Origin of the sequence: Hydrogenophaga intermedia (genome assembly GCF_023715105.1) — a bacterium.
Classification (GTDB): domain Bacteria; phylum Pseudomonadota; class Gammaproteobacteria; order Burkholderiales; family Burkholderiaceae_C; genus Hydrogenophaga; species Hydrogenophaga intermedia_A.
The window spans coordinates 165,524-188,594 of the sequence record NZ_JAMBNO010000008.1 but is presented as its reverse complement, the minus strand read 5'-3'; the positions used below and the strand labels follow the sequence as shown (position 1 = coordinate 188,594).

The window sequence follows — 23,071 nt, the reverse complement described above, 5'->3', positions numbered from 1 at the left end:
CGCACGGCGCCCAACGTTCAACGCGAAACCCTCAACGGGTGTTCAACGGATCGGGGCGATCAGATCTTGCCCACGAGGTCCAGCGAAGGCGTCAGCGTCTTGGCGCCTTCGTTCCACTTGGCGGGGCACACCTGGCCGGGGTTCTTGGCCACGAACTGGGCGGCCTTGAGCTTGCGCAGGGTTTCCTTCATGTCGCGCGCGATCGAGTTGTCGTGGATCTCGGCGGTCTTGATCACGCCCTCGGGGTTGATGATGAAGGTGCCGCGCAGGGCCAGGCCTTCTTCCTCGATGTGCACGCCGAAGGCGCGGGTCAGGGTGTGGGTCGGGTCACCGACCAGGGGGAACTTGGCCTTGCCCACGGCCGGCGAGGTCTCGTGCCACACCTTGTGCGAGAAGTGGGTGTCGGTGGTGACGATATAGACCTCGGCGCCCAGCTTCTGGAATTCGGCGTAGTTGTCGGCCGCGTCTTCCACTTCGGTCGGGCAGTTGAAGGTGAAGGCCGCAGGCATGAAGACCAGAACCGACCACTCGCCACGCAGGCTGGCATCGGACACCGGCACGAACTTGCCGTTGTGGTACGCGGTGGTCGAGAAGGTCGGGACCGTGGTGTTGATCAGGGACATGGAGAACTCCTGGTTGAGGTGGATGGGAATGCGATTCCGCTGTGGCGGGATGGACCAATGATAGGCGATGACTATTTATCACCAGAATTGATAGTCAATATCCCGTCGATAGCTTTTTTTGCTGCAACGCCACATCGACGCCCTCTCTGCCTCTGGAAACGCGCTGCCGCGTTGCAGCAATCGACCTCACGGCAACCCTCTAACCGCGCACGCGGGACCAGGCTCATGCCCTCGAAAGACACGCTCGTCTTTCTACTTGAATAGGAATGGTTCGCATTTGCGATAAATTGTCGAGTTCCCAGCCAGCCACCGGCCCGCAAGGCGCTGCAGCCAGCCATGTGTCCTCCCCTAGCTGCAACGCCATGCCTCAACACAACTTCAAGCCACTGCCGCTCGGCGCCGCGCTGCTCGCCGGCTCGCTGACCGCATCCCCCGCCTTCGCCCAATCGCCTGCCGCCACCCCAGCCACCACACTGGGCACGATCGAGGTGCGCGACCAGGCCATCGGCACCGACTCAAAGACCACGCTCAAAGCCACCGAGACCCGTATCGGCAAAGGCACCCAGGCGCTGCGCGACATACCGCAATCGGTCACCGTGATGACCGAGCGTCTGCTGGACGACCGCAACCTCGACGATTTCCGCGAGGTGCTTCGCACGACCGCTGGCGTCACGTTCCAGGCCGGTGAAACCGGTGAAGAAGACATCCGCCTGCGCGGCTTCTCGCTGGGCCAGGCCGGCGACATCTTTGTCGACGGTCTGCGCGATGCGCCGCTGATCGAGCGCGACACCTTCAACCTCGACCGCGTCGAGATCCTCAAGGGCTCGGCCTCCATGCTGTTCGGCAAGGGCTCCACCGGTGGTGTGGTCAACCAGGTGAGCAAGCAGCCATTCCTGATGGACCAGCACGAGGTCAACACCACCATCGGCACGGGCAAGGAACTGCGGTTGACCGGTGACTTCAACCTCAAGACCGGTGACGACGCTGCCCTGCGCATCAATGCCATGGCGCAGAACGCCGACAACAAAGGGGCCAAGGACAACAAGCGCGGCATTGCGCCGACCTACCGCTGGGGCATTGGCCTCAAGGACGAGTTTTCGGTCGGCCTGTACCACCTGGAGACCGATGGCAACCCCGGCTACAACCACCCCTGGTTCCAGCAACCGCTGGGCAACGGCTTCAACCGCATCATCGAAACCCTGCCTGCCGACAACTTCTACGGTCTGGCCAGCGACTACAACCGCACGACCACGACAGCGGCCACCTTCAGCCACACCCACCGATTCGACCGCGACAGCGAGTTGCGAACCACCGTGCGTCACGGCGAGTACGAGCGGGAGCTCTGGACGAGCGTGGTCCGCTTCGCGGGCGGCACCACCATCGACAACCTGAGCCCGAACACGGTGATCACCCGCACGCCCAAGGGGCGCGTGGGCTACAGCACGCTGACGCAGGTGCAGAGCGACTACAGCACGGCCTTCGACGCGCTGGGCATGAGGCACCAGTTGCTGGCGGGCGTGGACCTGAGCGACGAGAACGCCAGGCGCAACCAGAACTTCGCCGGCCCCGCCTCGGGCCTGACCACCACCGTGGGCACCCCCAACGACGGCGACTGGCGTGCTGACACGCGCGGCGAACCACCGCTGACCCGCTTCGACGCGCGCAACGTCGGCCTGTATGCGCAGGACACGATGGCGCTGACCGATGCGCTCAAGCTCGTGGCCGGCCTGCGCTTTGACCGCTTCACCGCCAGCTACCGCGACCCGGCCGGCAACCAGTTCGAGATCAGCGAGAACCTCTGGAGCCCGCGCCTGGGGCTGCTGTTCCAGCCCAGCGCCACGGCGTCGTACTACGCGTCCTTTGGCACCTCGTACAACACCTCGGGCGACACCTACCAGTACGCCCTCGGTAACTTTGCGCCCGGCAGCGCCAACGCGCGCAACGCGAACACGCCGCCGGAGAAGAGCCGCAACGTCGAAATCGGTGCGAAGTGGGACCTGTTCGACAACCGGGCGCTGTTCGGGGTGGCGCTGTTCCACGCCGAGAAGTACAACGAGCGCAACACCGACCCCGACACCGCCGCCACGCAGCAACTGCTCTCGGGCAAGCGCTTTGCGCGCGGCATGGAGTTCAACTTGGCCGGTCGCATCACCCCGGCCTGGGAGATCTTCTACAACCACACCTGGATCCCGAGTGCGCGCATCACGCGCAGCAACCAGGTGCCGGCAGCCAGCGGTGGCGGCGCACAGGTTGAAGGCGATCGGCCCGGCCTGACGCCCAAGCACAGCGCCAGTCTGTGGACGGCCTACCGCATTTCGCCGGCGTGGCGCGTGGGCGCCGGCCTGAACTTCCGCAGCGAGCAGTCGCCCGAGGGTGCGCGCAACGTGCTGGCGGACAGCTTCGTCACGCTGGACGCGATGGCCGAGTACGTCATCAACGACCACCACACGCTCAAGCTGAATGTCACCAACCTCACCGACGAGCTCTACGCCGACGGGCTCTACCGTGGCTTCTACCAACCCGGCGCCGCCCGCAAGGTGCAAGTCACGCTGACCACGCTGTTCTGATCCGCCATGCTGCTGCGCCTCACCTCCCTGCTGACCCCCGACGAAATCGATCGCGCACGCGCCCTGCTGGGCGACGATGCGCCCTGGATCGACGGCGCGGCCACCGCGGGCGAGCAGGCGCAGCAAGACAAGCACAACCAGCAGATCGCGAGCGACAGCGAGCACAGCCGGCGGCTGCGGCCGCTGGTGCTGGGCGCGTTGCAGCGCGAGCCGATGTTCCTGTCGGCCACGCTGCCGCGGCGCATCTTCCCGCCGCGCTTCAACCGCTACCGCGCGCCGGGCGAACACTATGGCGCGCACATCGACAACGCCATCCTGCGCGATGGCTCGCAATGGCTGCGCGCCGACCTCTCCTGCACCGTGTTCCTGAGCGATCAGGCCAGCTACGACGGCGGTGAGCTGGTGGTGCACGACCGCCTGGGCGCGCAGCGCTTCAAGCTTGACGCCGGCGACGCCCTGCTCTACCCGGCGGGCCTGCTGCACGCGGTGACGCCCGTCACGCGCGGAACGCGGCTGGCCGCGTTCTTCTGGATCGAAAGCCTGGTGGCGCCCGAGGCACAACGCCGCATCCTGTTCGACCTGGACATGGCGCTGGTCGCGCTGCGCGCGCGCCATGGCGAGAACGACGAGACACGGGCACTCACCGGCGTGTATCACAACCTCCTGCGGCAATGGTCCACGACGTGACCGGGAAAGCGCGCTGGCAGGCCTGGCTCGAAGGCGGCGCGGCCGATGAGATCACGTTGCGCGAAAACGAAGCGGCGTGGCAGCGGCTGCGCCTGCGCCCGCGCGTGTTGCGCGGGCTGGATGGCAGCCACCTGCGCTGCACCCTGAGCGCCCGCACGCTGCCCCACCCCATCTTCGTGGCGCCCATGGCGCACCAGGCCGCCCTGCACCCGCAGGCGGAGGCCGGGTGTGCCGTCGCGGCCGCCGCGCTGGGCGCGGGCTTCGTGTTGAGTTGCCAGTCGAACACGCCGATGGAGGACATCGCGCGCCTGTACCTGGCCGATGCCGGACGCGGCGCGCTGTGGTGTCAGCTGCACTGGCTGCACACGCGCGAAGCCTGTCTGGCCTACCTGCAGCGTGCGGCAGACGCCGGCTTCGAGGCCGCCGTCCTCACGCTGGACGCGCCGGTGCAGGGCTTTCGCGACCGCGAGCGCGCCAGCGGCTTCACGCTGGCTGCGGGCACCGGCAACGCCAACCTGCCAGAGCGGCCCGAGCACACGCTGGCCGAGCTGCTGGCCGCCGCCCCCACCTGGCGCGAACTCGCCTGGCTGATCCAACGCAGCCCGCTGCCGTTGTGGCTGAAGGGCGTGCTGCATCCGCAAGACGCGGTGCTCGCGGCCGAGCATGGCGCCGGCGGCCTGATCGTATCGAACCACGGCGCGCGCCAACTCGACACCGTGCTGGCCACGGCCGACGCACTGCCCGATGTGGCCGCCGCCAATGGCGGGCGCCTGCCGCTGCTGGTGGACGGCGGCCTGCGCCGCGGCACCGACGTGCTCAAGGCGCTGGCGCTGGGCGCACAGGCCGTGCTGGTGGGCCGGCCCGTGGCGCGTGCCCTGGCCGCCGACGGGGCCCGCGGGGTGGCGGGTGCGCTGCGGCAGTTGCTCGACGAGCTCACGATCGCCATGGCGATGTGCGGCCTTCGGGAGCCGGCACAGGCCGCCGATGCGGCCAGGGCCGGTGATTTTTTCGCCCGGCTTCCTGTAAATGCGATTAATTCTCGTTTATCATGAGACCACATCCACCGATGTCCACCGCCATGATCACGCTGCTGACCCTGGGCCTGAGCGCCGTGCTGGTGTTGCTCGCCACCCGCTGGGTGCTGAAACCTTGAACCCGCCCTTTCCTGCATGCCCTTCGCCCCGGCCGATAACATGACCGCTTTGCGCGCCGATGTGGCCCTTGCCCCGATGACCAACAAGCTGCTGCGACGCCGCCTGAGCGTGGTGGGTGCCGTCATTGGCCTGCACGTGCTGGCCGTGTGGGCGTTGCAGGCGGGCCTGCTTCGCCGCGCGGTGGAGTTGGTGATTCCGGTGCAGGTGTTGGCCGAGATCATCGAACCCGCCCAGCCGTTGGTGCAGCCCGAACCGCCACCACCCGTTGCACAGCCGCAGCCGCCCAAGCCGCAACCCCGGCCGAGGCCCGCACCGCGCCCCGAGCCGGTGCCGCAGCCGGTGAAGCCGATCGAACCATCGCCGGTGGCGCCCGAGGCGGCCCCGCCCGAACCGGTGGCGCCGCCCCAGCCCCAACCGCCCGCACCGGCACCGATCACGGCAGCACCACCCGCGCCAGCGCCCGTGGCACCGCCCCCACCGCCGGTGGTGCAACTGCCCTCGAGCAGTGCCGCCTACCTCAACAACCCGCGCCCGCCCTACCCACCGTTGTCGCGACGCCTGGGCGAGCAAGGCAAGGTGGTCGTGCGCGTGTTCATCGAAACCGACGGCACCGCCAGCCGCGCCGAGGTGCAGCAATCCAGCGGTTTCGAGCGTCTGGACCGCACGGCCGTCGAGACGGTGCTGCGCTGGCGCTACGTGCCGGGCAAGCGCGCCGGTGTGGCCGAGGCGATGTGGTTCAACATCCCGATCAATTTCGTTCTTGAATAAACCCCGCTTCCCGGAGTCAGAGAAAACATGGATTCGTCATTCGCCACCTCGGGCCTTGCCCACCTCTGGTCCCAGGGCGACTGGGTCACACGCATCGTCGCGCTGGTGCTGCTGGCCATGTCGCTGGCCACCTGGGTCATCATCGTGTGGAAGTCGCTCGACTTGCGTGCGCAGCGCGCCCAGGCACGCGGCGTGGAAGGCTTCTGGCACAGCAATGATTTCGCCGAGGCGCTGGACAAGCTCGGCAGCCCGGAGGGCAACCCGTTTCGCGCCGCGGCGCTCGAAGGTCGCGAGGCCGCACGCCACATCACCCACCAGGACAACCTGGGCAGCAACACGCCACCGCGGCAGCTGCACGACAGCCTGGACGTGAGCGACTGGATCGAGCGCTCGCTGCGCAAGAGCGTGGACGACTTCACCGCGCGCGCCCAGGGCGGCCTGTCGGTGCTGGCCTCGGTGGCCTCCACGGCCCCCTTCGTGGGCCTGTTCGGCACCGTCTGGGGCATCTACCACGCGCTGCTGGGCATCGGCGCCTCGGGCCAGGTCAGCATCGACCAGGTGGCCGGCCCGATCGGCGAGGCGCTCATCATGACCGCCCTCGGCCTGCTGGTGGCCATCCCTGCGGTGCTGGGCTACAACGCGCTGGTGCGCGGCAACAAGGCGGTGCTGCACCAGCTCAACCGCTTCGCGCACGACCTGCACGCCTACTTCGTCACCGGTGCGCGCGTGAGCGCCGGCGGCGAGGGCAAGGTGCTGCCCCTGAAACGCGGCTGAACCGGAGCACGACACACATGGCCATCGGCACCCAGGACAACAGCGACGAGGTGATGAGCGAGATCAACATGATCCCGTTCATCGACGTGATGCTGGTGCTGCTCATCATCTTCATCATCACCGTGCCCGTGATCCAGCACGCGGTGAATGTGGAGCTGCCGCAGGCGAGCAACCAGAAGGTGCTCGACAAGCCCGAGAACATCCGCCTGGCGGTGGATGCCGAGGGCCAGTACTTCTGGAACGATCAGCGTGTGGTCGACGAGGAGTTGGCAGGGCTGCTGGGCGCGGCCGCTGCGCAGCAACCGCAGCCCGAGCTGCACATCCGCGGCGACAAGGCCGTGCGCTACGAGCGCGTGGCGCAGGTCATGGCCGCGGCGCAGCGCGCCGGGCTGCAGAAGATCGGCTTCATCACCGAGCCGGCACCCTGAGCGCAGGGCGCCGGCTCGGTCTCGATCGTGGGGCGACCCGGGGACGTTCTCCTCCCCGAGCGTCGTTTTTTGGCCAGCCAGGGTGGCATAAGCCGCCGTTAGCCAGGCCGTTTTTTCCGGGGCCTCCCGGATGCTTCCCGGTGTTTGCCGCTTACAGGCCGATCGCCGCGATGCCGGCGCGCGCGATCTGGGCGTCCTCGCTGGACTTGACGCCACTCACACCCACCGCCCCCAGGCACTGGCCGTCCTTGAGGATGGGCACGCCGCCCTCGAGCATGCCCTGCAGGACGGGCGCGCTCAGGAACGACGTGCGGCCCTGGTTGATCACGTCTTCGTAGACCTTGCTCTCGCGGCGGCCGAGGGCGGCCGTGTGCGCCTTGGCCGGGGCAATGTGGGCCGAGACCGGCGGCGCGCCGTCCAGGCGCTGCAGCCACAGCAGGTGGCCGCCGGCATCGGCGATGGCGATGGTGACCGCCCACTGGTGGGCCAGGGCCTCGCGTTCGGCGGCCTCGGCGATCTTCTTGACGTCGGCGGCCTCGAGCTGGTGCGTGGATTTCATGAACTTTTCCTGTGATGCGTACACAAAAGACGGCGAGACCAGACGATAACGCGTGATTGGTGTCGTGGCAGTCACAAGTGTCGACACCACAGCGCACCAGGCGTCGTCGCAGGGTCTTTGGACGCGCAAGGATCCGTGCCTACAATGCCCGCGTCGTTTCTGACCAAGGAGATTCCAACGATGTCCGACCACGTTCAAACCAGCGGCCGCTTCGGCGCCGCCGTGTCCACCACCGCTGTGCAGCGCAACCGCGTGCTGCGCAACACCTACTGGCTGCTGGCCCTCTCCATGGTGCCCACCGTGCTGGGTGCCTGGCTGGGCGTGGCCACCGGCATCACCGCCGGGCTGGGCGGCGGCCTGGGGCTCATTGTTTTCCTGGGTGGCGCATTCGGCTTCATGTTCGCGATCGAGAAGACCAAGAACTCGGCGGCTGGTGTCCCGATCCTGCTGGCGTTCACCTTCTTCATGGGCCTGATGCTCTCGCGCCTGGTTGCCATGGTGCTCGGCTTCTCCAACGGCGCCAGCCTCATCATGATGGCCTTCGGGGGTACCGCTGCCATCTTCTTCGGCATGGCCTCGCTGTCCACCATCATCCAGCGCGACCTGTCGAACATGGGCAAGTTCCTGTTCATCGGCGCCATCATGGTGCTGCTGGCCGGCATCGCCAACGTGTTCATCCAGTCCAGCGCGCTGATGATCACGCTCTCGGTGCTCTGCGTCGGCATCTTCTCGGCCTTCATCCTGTACGACCTCAAGCGCGTGCAGGACGGCCACGAAACCAACTACATCAGCGCCACCCTGGGCGTCTACCTGAGCCTGTACAACGTGTTCCAGAGCCTGCTGATGCTGCTGGGCATCTTCGGCGGCGAGCGCGAGTGAGTCATTTCACTTCATGAGAAAGGGGCCTGCGGGCCCCTTTTTTGTGCGCCATCGGCGCCTTTTTAAGGGCCGGGGCGTCAAGTTCACCGCGTGGCGGCCGAAAAGACACGCAAACCCGAGTCCACCATGCGCCGCACTTCCTTGCTCTTGCTCACCACCGCCAGCGCCTTGCTTGCCGGCTGCGATGCGCTGGGCATCGAATCCGCCACCGCCATCAACGCGCGCAAGGAGGCCGAGGGCCGCGCCATCGGCAGCGCCTGCCGGCACGCGGTGCGCAGCATCGAGTCGTGCTTCGAGACCAACCCGCGCGCGGGCAAGGCGGCGGTGTTCGCCGGCTGGCGCGAGATGGACCAGTACATGCGCGACAACAACGTCGTCGGCATGCCCACCGAAGGCGCGCCCGAGCCGAACGACAAGGCAGCGGGCGAGAGGTCGTAGGTCTGCACCTCGCAGAGCTGGCGGACGCTGGGCACCCTGCTCCGCGAATGTCCCCCGGGCGGCTGTGCCGCCCTCCTCCTTTATTTCGCTACGCAGGGCGCCCAGCGTCCGCCAGCTCGAACACGGCCATGCTCTCCACATGGGCGGTGTGGGGGAACATGTTCACGGCGCCCGCCGCCACGCAGCGATAGCCGGCCTGGTGCACCAGCAAACCCGCGTCGCGCGCCAGCGTCGCGGGGTTGCAGCTCACGTACACGATGCGCTGCGGCGGCAACCAGCCACCACGCAGATCCGGTTGCTGGTGCAGGTCCGCCAGCGCCTTGGCGAGCGCGAAGGCGCCTTCGCGCGGCGGGTCCACCAGCCACTTCTGTGCCGTGCCGTCGGTCACCAGTTGCCCGGGCGTCATCTCGAACAGATTGCGCGCGGCGAACTGCGTGGGGGCCAGCGGGCGGGAGCGCCCTGCGCTGTTGCGCTCGAGGTTCTCGCGCGAACGCGCCACCAGGGCCTCGCTGCCCTCGATGCCCAGCACCTCCCCCGCGCTTGTGGCGATGGGCAGCGTGAAGTTGCCCAGGCCGCAGAACCAGTCGATCACGCGTTCGTGCGGTCGGGCGTCGAGCAGGCGCAACGCGCGCGTTACCAGCACGCGGTTGATGGCCGGATTCACCTGCGTGAAGTCGGTGGGCTTGAAGGGCATGGTGATGCCGAATTCGGGCAGGCCGTAAGACAGCGTCGGTGCGTCAGCGCTCACGGGCTCATCGAGCAGGTGCACCGTGTCCGGCCCTTTGGGCTGCAACCACCACTGCACACCGTGTTGCTGACCGAAGGCGCGCAGCCGCGCCAGATCGTCCTCGCTCAACGGCTCCAGGTGGCGCAACACCAGCGCGATCACCTCATCGCCCGCCGCCAGTTCGATCTGCGGACAGGTCTCGCGCGCATCCATGCCGAAGATCAGCTCGCGCAGCGGCATCAGCATGGCGCTCACCCGCGGGTGCAGCACCGGGCACACGGCCATGTCGGCCACGTAGCGGCTCTTGCGCTCATGAAAGCCGATCAGCACCACGCCCTTCTTGTGCACATGCCGCACCGACAGGCGCGCGCGGTAGCGGTAACCCCAGGTGGGGCCTTCGATGGGGCGCAGCAGCGTTTCGGCCTTGACCTTGCCCAGGTGCCAGAGGTTGTCCTCCAGCACGCGCTGCTTGATGGCGACCTGCGCGGCCGGGTGCAGGTGCTGCATCTTGCAGCCGCCACAGGCGCCCGCGTGCAGGCCGAAATGCGGACAGCCCGGGCGCACGCGTTGAGACGATTCGCGGTGGATGGCCGTGACGGTGCCGGCCTCCCAGTTGTTCTTCTTGCGGTGCACCGACACGCTCACCTGCTCGAAGGGCAGCGCGCCGTCGATGAAGATCACCTTGCCGTCGGCGCGGTGGGCGATGCCCTGGGCTTCGATATCGAGGGATTCGACGGCGAGTGAGCCGTCGGGGAAGGCGGTCTTGTTCTGGGCTTCAGCGGACATGGCGTGATTGTCTCAGGCCGCCGGGGCCCGGCCGGCTCACGCCCAGGCCGCGAGGTATTCCTGCCAGTGCGCCTCGCTCGGTGCGAGATTGCCCAGCGTTTCCTTCACGAACCCGATCTCGCGCTCGTACTCGGCCGACGTGAATCCACCCCGCATCTGCTGGAAGCGGCAGTACAGCAGGTAGGTGTTCATCACATCCGTCTCGCAGTAGCGGCGGATCTCTTCCGTCTCGCCCGCAAGGTACTGCGCATACACCTGCGAACCATCCATGCCAAGCTTGCCCGGAAAGCCGCAGAGCTTGGCCATGGCATCCAGTGGCGCGTTGTTCTTCGGGCTGTACATGGCCAGCAGGTCCATCAGGTCCAGGTGGCGCATGTGGTAGCGGCCGATGTAGTTGTTCCACTTGAACTCGCGGTCGTCTTCGCCCATGTCCCAGTACTTGTTGGCTTCGACACCGTGGCGCAGACCACGGTAGTGCAGCACGGGCAGATCGAAGCCGCCGCCGTTCCAGCTCACGAGCTGAGGCACGTGCTTTTCGATCGCGTGGAAGAAACTCTGGATGACCTTGCCCTCGCTCTGGCCGTCACGGTCGACGAACGAGTGCACCCGCAAGCCTTCGGCGTTGCGGAACACGCAGCTGACGACGAGCACGCGCTGCAGGTGCAGCGGCATGAAGTTGCTCTGCCCTTTTTCCTTGCGCTCGGCGAGCCAGGCGGCGTAGACCTGTGCGTCGCTGTCTTCGGGAGTGGCGTTGCGCAGGGACCGCAGGCCCTGCACGTCGGGGATCGACTCGATGTCGAAGACGAGGACCGGCCAGGACATGCGAGGCCTGGCTCAGCGCTTGGGCAGAAAGGACAGCGGATCGACCGGTTTGCCGAGGCGGCGCACCTCGAAATGCAGTTTCACGCGGTCGGCGTCGCTGCTGCCCATCTCGGCGATGCGCTGACCCTGACGCACGGCCTGGTCTTCACGCACCAGCAGCGCCTGGTTGTGGGCGTACGCCGTGAGGTACGTGTTGTTGTGCTTGAGGATGATGAGGTTGCCATAGCCGCGCAGGCCGGCCCCCGCATAGACGACACGGCCATCGGCCGCTGCCAGCACCGGGTCGCCCACCTTGCCGGCGATGCTCACGCCCTTGTTCGTGTTTTCATCGAAGCTGGCGACGATGGGGCCGTTGGCCGGCCACACGAACTGCAGCTCGTCACCGGCAGGCACGGCAGCAGGTGCGGGTGCGGGTGCGGGTGCCGGTGCGGGTGCCGGCGCGGGCGCCGCCGCCGGGCTGGTTTCGCTCAAGGGGCGCGCATTCACGCCGCTGCTGGCGATGGGTGTTGTCGATGGCCCGGTGGGCGCCGCGGCGGGCGCAGCCGCCACAGCCGCTGCAGGCGGCACGACACGCAGCAACTGCCCGACCTCGATCGCGTTCGGATTGGGCAGGTTGTTCCAGGCCGCAACATCGCGCCAGTCCTGGCCGGCATTGAGGGCGATGCGGTACAGCGTGTCGCCGGGCTGGACCGTCACGTAACCGACACGGGGTTGGCTCTCGCCGGGCGCAGGCGCCGCGGCCATGGGGCGCGACGTGCCGCGGTCGTCCACCGGCGCTGGCCGGGCGACCCGCTGCGATGCACAACCGGCACTGACCAGCGCGGCGGCCAGCAGCGACCAGGCGAGCACGCGGCCCGGCATCCGTCCCTGCGCCCGGGTGTGGCCCGGGTCGCACATGGTTTCTGGGTTCATGAAGACTCCACCGTTGTCTAGCGGGCCCCCAACGGGCCCTATCGGAAACACGCTCAACGCCGGCAAGGCGGGACCGTCATGCGAGCCCCGATTTTAGAGGCACGAAATGAACCGCCTCGAGCTCGGTGCGCACGATACCGCGCGCGGTCTTGTCGATCACCACCAGGTGCTGCCCTCCGGCGGCCGTGACGGCCGGCGCTACCAGACGCCCGCCCACGGCGAGTTGATCGATCCAGGCGGCGGGCAGGTCGTTCCCGCCGGCAGCCGCGATGATGGCCGCGTACGGCGCACCCTGGGCAAAACCAGCCATGCCGTCACCCAGGATCAGGTGCAGGTTGGGCACGCGCAGCGCGCGCAGGTTGTCGCGGGCCTTGTCGTGCAGCGCGCGGATGCGCTCGATGCTGTAGACCTCGCGCGCCACGCGGCTGAGCACCGCGGCCTGGTAGCCGCAGCCGGTGCCGATCTCGAGCACGCGACCGAGTGGTTGTGCACTGCTTTGGCACAACAACTCCACCATGCGCGCCACCACACCGGGTTTGCTGATGGTCTGGCCCTGACCGATCGGCAAGCTGGTGTCTTCGTAGGCCTGGTTGACCAATGCCGAGTCGACAAAGCGGTGACGTTCCACCGCCAGCATGGCCGCCACCACCGCGGGGTGCGAGATGCCTTGCGCCTGCAGCTTGCGCACCATGGCTGCGCGCACGGCCGACGATTCCATGCCCACCCCGGTGGGCACCGCAGGCGCAGGCGCGGCGCCCACCGGCCTGGGCGCGCGGGCAGGCGCCGGTGCGGGTGTGCCCGCCGGCAAACGCGCCGGGAAGGCGGGGCGCTGTCGGGGAGCGGGTTGCTTCAAGCATCACCCCCCGACAACGCGGCCGCGGTGGGCGCCCAGTACGGCAGCCGGTCGTGGTCGGTGAGGTCGACCTGCAGCGGCGTGATGGTGGCGTAGCCCTGCTGGGCGGCATGGAAATCGGTGCCGTCCACGTCGTCGCGCGCAGGTCCGGCGCTGCCGATCCAGTACATGGTGTCGCCACGCGGGTTGACCTGCGTGATCACCGGCTCGGCCGCGTGGCGGCGGCCCAGGCGGGTGACCTTGAAGCCGCGGATACCGTCCAGCGGCAGGCAGGGAATGTTGACGTTGAGCAGCCAGGGCTCGCCGCGGCGCTGCGCCTCGGGCACCGAAGGCAGCAACCGTTGCACCAGTTCGGCGGCTTTGGCGGCGGCGGCGTCCAGGTGCTTCCAGCCTTTCTCGGTCTGCGAGAACGCAATGGCAGGAATGCCAAACAGGTAGCCCTCCATGGCAGCACCCACGGTGCCCGAGTAAATGGTGTCGTCGCCCATGTTGGCGCCGTTGTTGATGCCGGAGACCACGAGGTCGGGCCGGTAGCCCAGCAAGCCGGTGAGCGCGATGTGCACACAATCGGCGGGCGTGCCGTTGACGTAGCGAAAACCATCGGACGCCTGGTGCACGTACAGCGGCGAATGCAGCGTGAGTGCATTGCTCTTGGCGCTGTTGTTGTGCTCGGGCGCCACCACCTCGACCTCCACCCCTGGCAAGGCTTTGAGCACCGCGTGCAGGGCGACGATGCCCGGGGCCTGGAAACCATCGTCATTCGAGATCAATATCTTCATGCGCGGGATTCTATTGAGCCCGCATCAAGGTCGCGCCCGGTCCCGGGCGGCTCAAGCGGCGAACAAGGTCTTGTAGCGCTCGCGCAGCAGGTTTTTCTGCACCTTGCCCATGGTGTTGCGCGGCAACTCGTCCACCACGAAGCAACGCTTGGGGATCTTGAAGTTCGCCAGCCGCGCCTTGAGCGCGCCGATCAGCACATCCGGATCGGGCGCATCCCCGGGGCGCGGGATCACCACCGCCACGCCCACCTCGCCGAAGTCGGGGTGCGGCACACCCACCACCGCGCTCTCGGCCACACCGGGCATTTCGTTGAGCGCGCCCTCGATTTCCGCCGGGTAAACGTTGTAACCGCCGGAGATGATCAGGTCCTTGCTGCGACCGACGATGGTGACGTAGCCGCGCTCGTCGATGCGGCCGACGTCACCGGTCTTGAAATAACCGTCGGTGGTGAATTCCTCGGCCGTCTTCTCGGGCATGCGCCAGTAGCCGCTGAACACGTTCGGCCCGCGCACCTGGATGCCACCGATCTCGCCGGTTTCCACCGGCCGGCCGGCTTCATCCACCACCCGCAGGGTGACACCAGGCAACGGAAAACCCACCGTGCCACCGCGCCGCTCGGTCTGGCCGGCGTGGCGCGCATCGGGCGCGTAGGGGTTGGAGGTGAGCATGATGGTCTCGCTCATGCCGTAGCGCTCGAGGATGGTGTGGCCGGTGCGCTCGCGCCATTCGTTGAAGGTCTCGATGAGCAGCGGTGCCGAGCCCGAGACGAACAGGCGCATGTGCGCGGCCTGCTCGCGCGTGAGCGACGGTTCGGCCAGCATGCGGGTGTACAGCGTGGGCACGCCCATGAAAACAGTGGCACGCGGGAACAGGCTGATGGTGGCCCGCGGATCGAACTTGTTGAGCCACAGCATGGGGCTGCCATTGATGAGCGCGCCGTGGATGGCCACAAACAATCCGTGCACGTGGAAGATGGGCAGCGCGTGGATGAGCACGTCGTCGGGGCGCCAGCCCCAATACGACTGCAGGGTGCGTGCGTTGCTCACGGTGTTGCCGTGCGAGAGCATCGCGCCCTTGCTGCGCCCCGTGGTACCGCTGGTGTAGATGATCACGGCCAGATCGTCGGCCTGGCTGTGTGCCACCGTGTGCGTGTCGCGGTGGTGCGAAGCGCGGTCTAGCAGCGTGCCGCTGCGGTCTTCGCCGAGCGTGAAGACATGGCGCGTGCCGGCCTTGAACGCGATCTTGCTGACCCAGCCGAAGTTGGCCGGGCTGCACACCACCACCGCGGGCTCGGCGTTCCCCACGAAGTACTCGATCTCGCCCGCCTGGTAGGCGGTGTTGAGCGGCAGGAAGACATGGCCCGAGCGCAGCACCGCGAGGTACAGGATCAAGGCTTCGACCGACTTCTCCACCTGCACCGCGATGCGCGAGCCTTTGGGCAGTTGCAGGCTGTCCAGCAGGTTGGCAATCATGGCGCTGGCGCGGTCGAGGTCACGCCAGCTGTAGCGCAGGCCGGCACCCGCGCCACCCACGGTTTCCACCGCGGTGCTGTCCAGGTCGGCCGGGAAGGCCGCGCGCAGCGCGGCGTACAGGTTGTCGTTGTGGTTGTGGTTCTGGCTCATGGCAGGGAATCAGAAAACAGGGGGTCGCTTGTTCAGGAAGGCATCGATGCCTTCCCGGTGTTCGGGGTGGTCGGCGTAGGCATAGGCCTGGGCCAGCAGTTCGTCAGGGCGCGCACCCTGCACGAGCGCACGCAAGGTACGTTTGTTCAGGCGCGCGGCCAACGGGGAGAGTTCGGTGACACGCCAGGCGCGGGTGGCGGCCTCATCGGCCACGGTGTCATCGGGCACCACAGCGTGCAGGAAGCCGCGTGCCTTGAGGGTGGGCGCATCGATCACGGCGGCCTGCAGGAGCATCTCGCGAGCGGTCGCCAGGCCGGTCTCGCGCGCCACCAGTTCGACCTCGCGCGGTGCCATGGGAAAGCCCAGCCGCGCGATGGGCGCCCCAAAGCGCGCAGAGACACCTGCCACGCGCAGGTCGCAGCAACTGGCGATTTCCACGCCCGCGCCCATGCAGTGGCCCGCGATCTGGGCGATCAGCGGCAGGTCGCAGTTCAAGAGCGCCTGCAAGCCACCCCAGACCTCGCGTTCGTGGAAGTCACGCAGCGCGGCTTCATCGAAGCGGAAGTCGGGGTACTCGCTGATGTCGCCACCGGCACAGAAGTGGTTGCCTTCGCCCGCCACCACCACGGCGCGCAGCGCCGGGCGGTCGGCCAGCGAGGCCACGGCCAGCGCGAGTTCGCGCCACATGGGGCGCGACATCGCGTTGAGCTTGCCCGGGTGGGCGATGGTGAGCCGCGCGATGGCCCCGTCGATGCGCAGATCGATGCGGCCGCTCACTGGACTGCCCTCCATGCTGCGCACTGCGGGGCTGATCGCCTTGGCAACGGCCCGGCGCCGCTCATGAGCGCGCTCCGGCGGGTCTCATTCGAGCTTCGCTCCCGAGGCCTTGACCACCTGTGCCCACTTGCGCACCTCGGCGCTCACGAACTGGCCGAAGGCAGGACCGGTGATGTCGGGAAACTCGGCGCCCTGGGCTGCCCACACCGCCTTGGCCTCATCGGTGGTGCATGCCTTGCGGATCTCCTCGATCGCACGGGCCTGCGCGTCCGCTGGCGTGCCCTTGGGCGCCCACACGCCGTACCAGGTCGTCACGTTGTAGTCGGGCAGTCCCAGTTCGGCAGCGCTGGGCACATCGGGGAAGGCCGGGTTGCGCTTGGTGCCGGACACCATCATCGGCTTGATGCGACCGCCCTTGATGTGACCGGCCGAGGAGCCCAGGCCGTCGAACATCATGTCCACGTTGCCTGCGATCAGGTCGGCAAGTGCCGGGCCGGCACCGCGGTAGGGAATGTGGGTGATGAAGGTCTTGGTCTGCTGTTTGAACAGCTCGCCCGCCAGGTGGTGCGAGGTGCCGCTGCCGGCCGAGCCATAGTTGAGCTTGCCCGGGTTGGCCTTCACATACGCAAGGAAGGCCTTGAAGTCGGGCGCGGTCACGTTCTTCGGGTTGACCACCACCACCTGCGGGACACTGGCGACCAAGATCAGGGGGATCAGGTCGGTCTCGAGGTTGTAGTCCAGCCGCGGGTACATGCTGGGCGCGATGGAGTGGTGCACAGCCCCCATGAACAGCGTGTAGCCATCGGGGTTGGCCTTGGCCGCGGCGCTGGCGCCCACGGTGCCGCCCGCACCACCGCGGTTGTCGATCACCAGGGCCTTGCCCGCCAGGCGCGTGAACGAAGCCGCCATGGGCCGCGCGAATGCGTCTGTGCCGCCGCCGGCCGGAAAGGGCACGATCATCGTGACGGGCCGAGCGGGCCAGGTCGACTGCGCGCGCACGCCGACGGGGCCGAGCACGGCGCAGGCCGTGGCCGCGCGCAGCAGCGCACGGCGGTTGATTCGCTGATCCATGGTGTCTCCTGTGGTTGAAATGGTTGTCCTCAGACCCGCTGACGGTAGAGGGCTTCGATCGTCCCGCCTATCGGGATTTTTCCGGCCGCGAGCATCGCACGGTGTTTGTCCAGGCGTCGCAGGTCGTAAAGGTAGTTGACCATGAGGCCAAAAGACTGCTTCTGGCCTTTGGGCGAGGGGTCTGCGCCCCAATGGATGTGTTCCACCCGCGCGCCGTTACCCAGGTGAAAGCGTGCCACCGCGTCCAGCGGCTTGCCGTCGACCATTTCGTGGCCCAGGTAGCGCGCGGCCCAGCCCAGCAGGGCCGCGCGCTCGGGGGCCTTGGCGTCGAGCTCGGTGTGGCGCTCCCACACCTTGAGCAGTTCGGGCGGTGCGTGCTTGCCGAGCCAGGCCCGCAACCCGGGAATAGGCGAGAGCGTGGCGAAGGTGCGCAGGCGCGGGAATTCGGCCTTGAGGGTTTCGACGACTCGCTTGATCAGTGCGTCGCCAAAGCTCACGCCCTTGAGACCTTGGGCAGTCCGACATCGATCAGTGCATGCACTGGATGCAGGAGATCTATTCCGATGCGCGCTATGCGCATTTGCGGGAGCCGCTGAGCGCGCACATGAAAGACCCCAGAGTGGGCGCTCCAGAGGTCATCGACTTCCTGCAAGCAATCGCCGGGTTCTCGGCGCAAAACCTGCCCTCGCCAGAACAGGCTCGCCGCCTCTACGACCAATTCATTTCGCCGAAACTAACGGGCACAAGCATGCTGTTCTTCGATGGCGACGGCGGGCTCAACCTCACCCACAAATTGAAGGAGGCGGCGAGAGCTGCTATCGAAGAGAACAACATGGAGGCCTTCTGGGCCATCGTGATCGGACAGCCGGGTCAACCCTCTGACGACGACGCAGACGCCATATTGCCGCAGCTGTCGGCGGGCATACGCACTCACTACGCCAGCTTCCTCGAGAAGCTGGAAAGCACTCAGTAGTGTCGAGTGGCGCTGGATGCCAACAGCGCCAACCGTTCAACCGCCCCTGGGATACAGCACCATCTGCGTACACCGAAACAACGCCAGCGTTCGCCCGCTCTCGCGGTGCGTGACGCTGGCGTCCCACACCTGCGTGGTCTTGCCCAGGTGGACCGCCTTGGCCACACATTCCAGCGTGCCCTCGATCGCAGTACCCAGGTGGTTCGACTTGAGCTCGATGGTGGTGAATCCGTTCGCCCCCGGCGGCAGGCTGGCCAGGCAGCCGGCGCCAGCGGAGGTGTCGGCCAGCGTGACCACGCTGCCGGCGTGTAGAAAGCCGTTGGGCGCCATCAGCGCTTCGCGCACCGCCAGCTCCGAGCGAACCTCACCCACCGCGATGTGCGTGATGACGATGCCCAGGTGGCCGGGCAGCTTGCCGACGCTGCGCTGGTTGAAGCTGTCAGGGGTGAGCATGGGAAGGTCTCCGGTTTGAACCATCAGGGCGTCAGGCGCGCCGCCCGCTCCACCACCACAGGCCGATACCGCCCACGATCATGGGCAGGCACAGCCATTGGCCCATGCTCAATCCCAGACTCAACAGGCCCAGGTGCGCATCGGGCTCGCGGAAGAACTCGGCGATGAAGCGGAACACGCCGTAACCCAGCAGGAACATGCCTGATACCTGGCCCGTCTTGCGCGGCTGGCGGGCGTAGAGCCACAGCAGCACGAACAGCAGCAGGCCTTCGAGCAGGAACTGGTAAACCTGCGATGGGTGGCGCGGTGCGTCGCCCGCGCCGCGAAACACCATGCCCCAGGGCAACGACGGGTCGGCCACGCGACCCCAGAGCTCGCCGTTGATGAAGTTGCCCAGGCGCCCGGCTGCAAGGCCGGTGGGCACGCAGGGTGCGACGAAATCCATCACCTGCATGAAGGGGCGGCCACGGCTGCGCGCGTACCAGAGCTGCGCAACCATCACGCCGATCAGGCCACCGTGAAAGCTCATGCCCCCTTGCCAGACGTAGAACACCTCCAGCGGGTGCTGCAGGTAGTAGGCCGGTTGGTAGAACAAGCAATAGCCGAGCCGCCCGCCCGCCACCACACCCACGACGCCCAGGAACAGGATGTCCTCCACGTCGCGCGGCAGCCAAGGGCGCGGCTGGGTGATGCTGGCGTAGGGCTGGTGGCGCAGGCGCAGGCGGCCGAGCCAGAAGAACAGCGCGAAGGCGGCAAGGTAGGTCAGGCCGTACCAGTGGATGGCAAGTGGCCCGATCTGCAGGGCCACGGGGTCGATCTGGGGGTGCTGCAACATGGGGAGTCATTGTGCACGGCCGGCCTCGATGAAGCGCTGCAGCGCCGGGTTGGCGTCGCCCTCGCGCCAGACCAGGCTGGTTTCGCACAGCGGGGCACCCTGCCCTGCCGTGGACGTCAGCGGCCGGTACACCACGCCGGGCCGCTGGAATTGCCGCACGCTGTGCAGCACCCAGGCCAGACCCAGGCCGGCCGACACCAGGTTCACGATGGTCTGCATCTGCACGGCCTCCTGCGCCACCACGGGCTCACGCCCGGCACTGCGGTAGAGCTGCAGCACGGCGTCGAACACCTCGGGCAGGATGCGGCGCGGAAACAGCACCAGGGGTTCGTCGGCAATGGTGCCCAACGGCAGCCGCGTGCGCGCCGCCAGCGGGTGCTGCTCGGGCAGTGCCAGCACCAGGGGCTCGCTGCTGAGTGCGCGCCGCGCCAGGCCCGCGGGTGCGCTGCCGGGCGCATGCAGCAGGAAACCGGCGTCCACCTCACCACGCTGCAGCAGCTCACGCTGCACGTCGCTGGTGGCCTCGATCAGCTCCAGCGCCACGCGCGGCCAGCGCTGGCGGAAGTTGCGCACCCACCCGGGCAGCAGGCCGTAGCCCACGGTGGAGACAAAGGCCACACGCAGGTAGCCGCTCTCACCCTGGGCCGCCGAGCGCGCCAGCGCGGGCAGGGCCTGGGCGCGGCGCAGCAATTCGCGCACCTCGGGCAGCAGGGCGGTGCCGGCCGCGCTGAGCGCCACCTGGCGGCGGTTGCGGTCGAACAGGCGCACACCCAACGCCCCCTCCAGCGAGGCCATCGCCTGGGTCAGGGCCGGTTGGGTCATGTGCAGTCGCGCCGCGGCGCGGCCGAAGTGAAGCTCCTCGGCCAGCACCGCGAACTGGCGCCACTGCCGCCATTCGCTGCGCTGCAGATTCGGTCTCTCGCTCATAAGCCCAGCATATCAGTGGCACACACCGATCGGATTGGATCGCAATGACGCGCTGGCGCATACTGCCGGCCTTCAAGCCCCTCCCCACGAACCCGAGAGAGACACCATGGCCGACAGCTCCAAGCGCGTGATCCCGCTGCGCAGCGACAACATCACCCAGGGCAAATCGCGCGCCCCCAACCGCTCCATGTATTACGGCATGGGCTACCAGGAAACCGATTTCGGCAAGCCCATGGTGGGCGTGGCCAACGGCCACAGCACCATCACCCCGTGCAACAGCGGCCTGCAGAAACTGGCCGATGCCGCGGTGCAGGGCATCATCGAAGCTGGCGGCAATCCGCAGATCTTCGGCACGCCCACCATCAGCGACGGCATGGCGATGGGCACCGAGGGCATGAAGTACTCGCTGGTGAGCCGCGAGGTCATCGCCGACTGCATCGAGACCTGTGTGCAGGGCCAGTGGATGGACGGCGTGGTCGTGGTCGGCGGCTGCGACAAGAACATGCCCGGCGGCCTGATGGGCATGCTGCGCGCCAACGTGCCGGCCATCTACGTCTACGGCGGCACCATCTTGCCCGGCAAGTGGAAGGGGCAGGACCTGAACATCGTCAGCGTGTTCGAGGCCGTGGGCCAGAACGCCGCCGGCAAGATCAGTGACCAGGAACTCAAGGACATCGAGCAGCACGCCATTCCCGGCACCGGCTCGTGCGGGGGCATGTACACGGCCAACACCATGTCGTCTGCCTTCGAGGCGCTGGGCATCTCGCTGCCCTACTCGTCCACCATGGCCAACCCGCACGACGAGAAGCAGAACTCGGCCAAGGAATCGGCCAAGGTGCTGCTGGAGGCCATCAAGAAGGACATCAAGCCGCGCGACATCGTCACGAAGAAGGCGATCGAGAACGCGGTGGCGGTGATCATGGCCACCGGCGGCTCGACCAACGCGGTGCTGCACTTCCTGGCCATTGCCCACTGCGCGGGCGTGGAATGGAGCATCGACGACTTCGAGCGCGTGCGCCAGCGCACCCCCGTGCTGTGCGACCTCAAGCCCAGTGGCAAGTACCTCGCGGTCGACCTGCACCAGGCGGGTGGCATCCCGCAGGTCATGAAGATCCTGCTCAACGCGGGCCTGCTGCACGGGGATTGCCTCACCATCACCGGCCAGACCATCGCCGAGGTGCTCAAGGATGTGCCCGATGAGCCGCGCGCCGACCAGGACGTGATCCGCCCGATCAGCAAGCCGATGTACGAGCAGGGCCACCTGGCCATCCTCAAGGGCAACCTGTCCCCCGAGGGCGCGGTGGCCAAGATCACCGGCCTGAAGAACCCGGTGATCACCGGCCCGGCGCGCGTGTTCGACGACGAGCAATCGGCGCTCCAGGCCATCCTGGACGGCAAGATCAAGGCGGGCGACGTGATGGTGCTGCGCTACCTGGGCCCCAAGGGCGGCCCGGGCATGCCGGAGATGCTGGCCCCCACCGGCGCGCTGATCGGTGCCGGCCTGGGCGAAAGCGTGGGTCTGATCACCGACGGCCGCTTCAGTGGCGGCACCTGGGGCATGGTGGTTGGCCACGTGGCGCCGGAGGCGGCGGCGGGCGGCAACATCGCCCTGGTGCACGAGGGCGATTCGATCACCATCGACGCTCACCAGCTCAAGCTGGAACTGAATGTGGCCGAGGCCGAGCTGGCCACGCGCCGCGCCGCCTGGAAGGCGCCGGCGCCGCGCTACACGCGCGGCGTGCAGGCCAAGTTCGCGTTCAACGCGTCCAGCGCCAGCAAGGGCGCCGTGCTCGACAATTTCTGACCCACTGCCGGGCCAGTGCCGCTCAGCGGCGCTTGCCCGGCTTCAAGCCGAGGGTCTCGCGCTGCTTGTCGATGCGGTCCTTTTTCTTCTGGTCCATCCGCTCCATGGCCTTGCGTTTGGTGTAACCGGTGGTGTCCGCCCAGGCCCACCAGGCCACGGCCAGCGCGAACGGCGCGAGCACCACCCACCAGGACCAAGCGGTCACGGGGTCGACCTCCAGGTACTTCATCAGCAGCAGCACGATCCCCAGGCCCAGCAAATACATCACAGCCTCCGGTAAAGCCCCGGTAAATCCCGGCAAAGAAAGTCCGATCAAGGCGGGGTGACAAGGACCGATCGCTAGAATCGGCTCGTCTGCCCATCGACATTCCAAAGGACAAAACCCATGAAACGTGCGCTCCTGATTATGGCCGTCATGACCACCCTGGCGGCCCCCGCCATGGCTGACGAAGCGCTGGCCAAGGCCAAGAACTGCATGGCCTGCCACGCGGTCGACAAGAAACTCGTGGGCCCCTCCTACAAGGACGTGGCCAAGAAATACGCTGGCGACGCCAAGGCCGTCGACATGCTGGCCACGAAGATCATGAAGGGTGGCTCCGGCGTGTGGGGCGCGATTCCCATGCCCGCCAACCCGCAGGTCAACGAAGCCGACGCCAAGAAGCTCGCGTCTTGGGTGCTGGGCCAGAAATAAGCACCGACCCGGTCACGAAAAAACCCGCTGGATCCCACTAGCCGTTCCATAAAGGAGTTGCTAAGCGAACAGACTAGGCGGAAATCTTCAGCTGATTCAAGCACTTAGCGCCGGACTTGTCCGGCGCTTTTTCTTGGTCAGCAGTGGGCTCTCTAAGTCGT

At 67.4% G+C, this 23,071-nt stretch carries 25 protein-coding genes and 1 pseudogene; 11 read left to right on the top strand and 15 right to left on the bottom strand.

Features of this window, described 5'->3' with window-relative positions:
- Positions 1-59: 59 nt before the first annotated feature.
- Positions 60-623 (bottom strand): alkyl hydroperoxide reductase subunit C, encoded by a 564-nt coding sequence (gene ahpC / locus M3149_RS09650; protein WP_251709087.1) that lies wholly within the window; start codon positions 621-623, stop codon positions 60-62.
- 362 nt (positions 624-985) lie between these two features.
- Between ahpC and M3149_RS09645 the strand changes: the two genes are divergently transcribed.
- From M3149_RS09645 to M3149_RS09620, 6 genes are all read left to right on the top strand, one after another.
- Complete coding sequence (locus M3149_RS09645; RefSeq protein ID WP_251709086.1) at positions 986-3,190, top strand: TonB-dependent receptor; 2,205 nt, start codon at positions 986-988, stop codon at positions 3,188-3,190.
- 6 nt (positions 3,191-3,196) lie between these two features.
- Positions 3,197-3,877, top strand: coding sequence for a Fe2+-dependent dioxygenase (locus M3149_RS09640; protein ID WP_251709085.1), 681 nt, complete (start codon positions 3,197-3,199; stop codon positions 3,875-3,877).
- A complete protein-coding gene (locus M3149_RS09635; protein WP_251709084.1) occupies positions 3,862-4,929 on the top strand; it encodes an alpha-hydroxy acid oxidase in 1,068 nt (355 codons plus the stop codon). Before M3149_RS09640 ends, M3149_RS09635 begins: the two co-directional genes overlap by 16 nt.
- A 177-nt stretch (positions 4,930-5,106) precedes the next feature.
- A complete protein-coding gene (locus M3149_RS09630) occupies positions 5,107-5,799 on the top strand; it encodes an energy transducer TonB (protein WP_251709099.1) in 693 nt (230 codons plus the stop codon).
- Between the two features lie 27 nt (positions 5,800-5,826).
- On the top strand, positions 5,827-6,573 hold the full coding sequence (locus M3149_RS09625; protein ID WP_251709083.1) for a MotA/TolQ/ExbB proton channel family protein: 747 nt from the start codon (positions 5,827-5,829) through the stop codon (positions 6,571-6,573).
- Positions 6,574-6,590: 17 nt separating this feature from the next.
- Positions 6,591-7,001, top strand: a complete 411-nt coding sequence (locus M3149_RS09620; RefSeq protein ID WP_251709082.1) for an ExbD/TolR family protein — start codon at positions 6,591-6,593, stop codon at positions 6,999-7,001.
- A gap of 151 nt (positions 7,002-7,152) precedes the next feature.
- Here M3149_RS09620 and M3149_RS09615 read toward each other — a convergent pair whose 3' ends face one another.
- Positions 7,153-7,560: a GlcG/HbpS family heme-binding protein gene (locus tag M3149_RS09615; RefSeq protein WP_251709081.1), complete on the bottom strand. Its 408-nt coding sequence runs from the start codon at positions 7,558-7,560 to the stop codon at positions 7,153-7,155.
- A 180-nt stretch (positions 7,561-7,740) separates the two neighbouring features.
- Here M3149_RS09615 and M3149_RS09610 point away from each other — a divergent pair, with 180 nt between their 5' ends.
- Positions 7,741-8,439, top strand: a complete 699-nt coding sequence (locus tag M3149_RS09610; protein WP_251709080.1) for a Bax inhibitor-1 family protein — start codon at positions 7,741-7,743, stop codon at positions 8,437-8,439.
- Positions 8,440-8,565: 126 nt separating this feature from the next.
- The gene (locus M3149_RS09605; RefSeq protein WP_251709079.1) at positions 8,566-8,877 is read left to right on the top strand and encodes a hypothetical protein; all 312 of its coding nucleotides are present in this window, start codon (positions 8,566-8,568) and stop codon (positions 8,875-8,877) included.
- 88 nt (positions 8,878-8,965) lie between these two features.
- On the opposite strand, the gene rlmD is transcribed toward M3149_RS09605, so the two are convergent.
- From rlmD to M3149_RS09560, 9 genes and pseudogenes are all read right to left on the bottom strand, one after another.
- Positions 8,966-10,390 (bottom strand): 23S rRNA (uracil(1939)-C(5))-methyltransferase RlmD, encoded by a 1,425-nt coding sequence (gene rlmD, locus M3149_RS09600; RefSeq protein WP_251709078.1) that lies wholly within the window; start codon positions 10,388-10,390, stop codon positions 8,966-8,968.
- A gap of 36 nt (positions 10,391-10,426) precedes the next feature.
- Positions 10,427-11,212: a 3'-5' exonuclease gene (locus M3149_RS09595; protein ID WP_251709077.1), complete on the bottom strand. Its 786-nt coding sequence runs from the start codon at positions 11,210-11,212 to the stop codon at positions 10,427-10,429.
- Positions 11,213-11,224: 12 nt separating this feature from the next.
- On the bottom strand, positions 11,225-12,073 hold the full coding sequence (locus M3149_RS09590; RefSeq protein WP_435370735.1) for a peptidoglycan DD-metalloendopeptidase family protein: 849 nt from the start codon (positions 12,071-12,073) through the stop codon (positions 11,225-11,227).
- A 127-nt stretch (positions 12,074-12,200) separates the two neighbouring features.
- Positions 12,201-12,977, bottom strand: a complete 777-nt coding sequence (locus M3149_RS09585; RefSeq protein ID WP_251709075.1) for a protein-L-isoaspartate(D-aspartate) O-methyltransferase — start codon at positions 12,975-12,977, stop codon at positions 12,201-12,203.
- Positions 12,974-13,756, bottom strand: coding sequence for a 5'/3'-nucleotidase SurE (surE, locus tag M3149_RS09580; RefSeq protein ID WP_251709074.1), 783 nt, complete (start codon positions 13,754-13,756; stop codon positions 12,974-12,976). Before surE ends, M3149_RS09585 begins: the two co-directional genes overlap by 4 nt.
- A gap of 51 nt (positions 13,757-13,807) precedes the next feature.
- The gene (locus tag M3149_RS09575; RefSeq protein WP_251709073.1) at positions 13,808-15,379 is read right to left on the bottom strand and encodes a malonate--CoA ligase; all 1,572 of its coding nucleotides are present in this window, start codon (positions 15,377-15,379) and stop codon (positions 13,808-13,810) included.
- A gap of 9 nt (positions 15,380-15,388) precedes the next feature.
- Positions 15,389-16,156, bottom strand: a complete 768-nt coding sequence (locus M3149_RS09570; protein ID WP_251709072.1) for an enoyl-CoA hydratase/isomerase family protein — start codon at positions 16,154-16,156, stop codon at positions 15,389-15,391.
- Between the two features lie 84 nt (positions 16,157-16,240).
- A complete protein-coding gene (locus M3149_RS09565; protein WP_251709071.1) occupies positions 16,241-17,227 on the bottom strand; it encodes a Bug family tripartite tricarboxylate transporter substrate binding protein in 987 nt (328 codons plus the stop codon).
- A gap of 29 nt (positions 17,228-17,256) precedes the next feature.
- Positions 17,257-17,745 (bottom strand): annotated as a pseudogene (locus M3149_RS09560) (malonyl-CoA decarboxylase domain-containing protein); the annotation flags it as partial.
- Between the two features lie 17 nt (positions 17,746-17,762).
- On the opposite strand from M3149_RS09560, the gene M3149_RS09555 reads away from it, so the two are divergent.
- Positions 17,763-18,200 carry a hypothetical protein gene (locus M3149_RS09555; RefSeq protein ID WP_251709070.1) on the top strand — a complete coding sequence of 146 codons (438 nt, stop codon included), beginning with the start codon at positions 17,763-17,765 and terminating at the stop codon, positions 18,198-18,200.
- Between the two features lie 36 nt (positions 18,201-18,236).
- Here M3149_RS09555 and M3149_RS09550 read toward each other — a convergent pair whose 3' ends face one another.
- From M3149_RS09550 to M3149_RS09540, 3 genes are read right to left on the bottom strand one after another with little or no spacing between them, the layout of a single operon-like run.
- A complete protein-coding gene (locus M3149_RS09550; protein ID WP_251709069.1) occupies positions 18,237-18,653 on the bottom strand; it encodes a PaaI family thioesterase in 417 nt (138 codons plus the stop codon).
- Positions 18,654-18,684: 31 nt separating this feature from the next.
- Positions 18,685-19,488: a prolipoprotein diacylglyceryl transferase gene (gene lgt / locus M3149_RS09545; protein ID WP_251709068.1), complete on the bottom strand. Its 804-nt coding sequence runs from the start codon at positions 19,486-19,488 to the stop codon at positions 18,685-18,687.
- Between the two features lie 6 nt (positions 19,489-19,494).
- On the bottom strand, positions 19,495-20,415 hold the full coding sequence (locus M3149_RS09540; RefSeq protein WP_251709067.1) for a LysR family transcriptional regulator: 921 nt from the start codon (positions 20,413-20,415) through the stop codon (positions 19,495-19,497).
- A 106-nt stretch (positions 20,416-20,521) separates the two neighbouring features.
- Between M3149_RS09540 and ilvD the strand changes: the two genes are divergently transcribed.
- Positions 20,522-22,219, top strand: coding sequence for a dihydroxy-acid dehydratase (gene ilvD, locus M3149_RS09535; protein WP_251709066.1), 1,698 nt, complete (start codon positions 20,522-20,524; stop codon positions 22,217-22,219).
- Between the two features lie 22 nt (positions 22,220-22,241).
- Here ilvD and M3149_RS09530 read toward each other — a convergent pair whose 3' ends face one another.
- Positions 22,242-22,484, bottom strand: a complete 243-nt coding sequence (locus M3149_RS09530; protein WP_251709065.1) for a TIGR04438 family Trp-rich protein — start codon at positions 22,482-22,484, stop codon at positions 22,242-22,244.
- Positions 22,485-22,604: 120 nt separating this feature from the next.
- Here M3149_RS09530 and M3149_RS09525 point away from each other — a divergent pair, with 120 nt between their 5' ends.
- Positions 22,605-22,910 (top strand): c-type cytochrome, encoded by a 306-nt coding sequence (locus M3149_RS09525; RefSeq protein WP_251709064.1) that lies wholly within the window; start codon positions 22,605-22,607, stop codon positions 22,908-22,910.
- Positions 22,911-23,071: the final 161 nt, after the last annotated feature.

Bases quoted from the DNA above. Each gene is read 5' to 3' on its own strand.
- M3149_RS09565 (WP_251709071.1), bottom strand. From the start codon at position 17,227: ATGGATCAGCGAATCAACCGCCGTGCGCTGCTGCGCGCGGCCACGGCC.
- M3149_RS09620 (WP_251709082.1), top strand. From the start codon at position 6,591: ATGGCCATCGGCACCCAGGACAACAGCGACGAGGTGATGAGCGAGATC.
- M3149_RS09635 (WP_251709084.1), top strand. From the start codon at position 3,862: ATGGTCCACGACGTGACCGGGAAAGCGCGCTGGCAGGCCTGGCTCGAA.
- M3149_RS09575 (WP_251709073.1), bottom strand. From the start codon at position 15,379: ATGAGCCAGAACCACAACCACAACGACAACCTGTACGCCGCGCTGCGC.
- rlmD (WP_251709078.1), bottom strand. From the start codon at position 10,390: ATGTCCGCTGAAGCCCAGAACAAGACCGCCTTCCCCGACGGCTCACTC.
- M3149_RS09550 (WP_251709069.1), bottom strand. From the start codon at position 18,653: ATGCTCACCCCTGACAGCTTCAACCAGCGCAGCGTCGGCAAGCTGCCC.
- M3149_RS09630 (WP_251709099.1), top strand. From the start codon at position 5,107: ATGACCAACAAGCTGCTGCGACGCCGCCTGAGCGTGGTGGGTGCCGTC.
- lgt (WP_251709068.1), bottom strand. From the start codon at position 19,488: ATGTTGCAGCACCCCCAGATCGACCCCGTGGCCCTGCAGATCGGGCCA.
- M3149_RS09605 (WP_251709079.1), top strand. From the start codon at position 8,566: ATGCGCCGCACTTCCTTGCTCTTGCTCACCACCGCCAGCGCCTTGCTT.
- M3149_RS09640 (WP_251709085.1), top strand. From the start codon at position 3,197: ATGCTGCTGCGCCTCACCTCCCTGCTGACCCCCGACGAAATCGATCGC.
- ilvD (WP_251709066.1), top strand. From the start codon at position 20,522: ATGGCCGACAGCTCCAAGCGCGTGATCCCGCTGCGCAGCGACAACATC.
- M3149_RS09555 (WP_251709070.1), top strand. From the start codon at position 17,763: ATGCACTGGATGCAGGAGATCTATTCCGATGCGCGCTATGCGCATTTG.
- M3149_RS09645 (WP_251709086.1), top strand. From the start codon at position 986: ATGCCTCAACACAACTTCAAGCCACTGCCGCTCGGCGCCGCGCTGCTC.
- ahpC (WP_251709087.1), bottom strand. From the start codon at position 623: ATGTCCCTGATCAACACCACGGTCCCGACCTTCTCGACCACCGCGTAC.
- M3149_RS09530 (WP_251709065.1), bottom strand. From the start codon at position 22,484: ATGTATTTGCTGGGCCTGGGGATCGTGCTGCTGCTGATGAAGTACCTG.
- M3149_RS09615 (WP_251709081.1), bottom strand. From the start codon at position 7,560: ATGAAATCCACGCACCAGCTCGAGGCCGCCGACGTCAAGAAGATCGCC.
- M3149_RS09595 (WP_251709077.1), bottom strand. From the start codon at position 11,212: ATGTCCTGGCCGGTCCTCGTCTTCGACATCGAGTCGATCCCCGACGTG.
- M3149_RS09625 (WP_251709083.1), top strand. From the start codon at position 5,827: ATGGATTCGTCATTCGCCACCTCGGGCCTTGCCCACCTCTGGTCCCAG.
- surE (WP_251709074.1), bottom strand. From the start codon at position 13,756: ATGAAGATATTGATCTCGAATGACGATGGTTTCCAGGCCCCGGGCATC.
- M3149_RS09590 (WP_435370735.1), bottom strand. From the start codon at position 12,073: ATGCCGGGCCGCGTGCTCGCCTGGTCGCTGCTGGCCGCCGCGCTGGTC.
- M3149_RS09525 (WP_251709064.1), top strand. From the start codon at position 22,605: ATGAAACGTGCGCTCCTGATTATGGCCGTCATGACCACCCTGGCGGCC.
- M3149_RS09610 (WP_251709080.1), top strand. From the start codon at position 7,741: ATGTCCGACCACGTTCAAACCAGCGGCCGCTTCGGCGCCGCCGTGTCC.
- M3149_RS09540 (WP_251709067.1), bottom strand. From the start codon at position 20,415: ATGAGCGAGAGACCGAATCTGCAGCGCAGCGAATGGCGGCAGTGGCGC.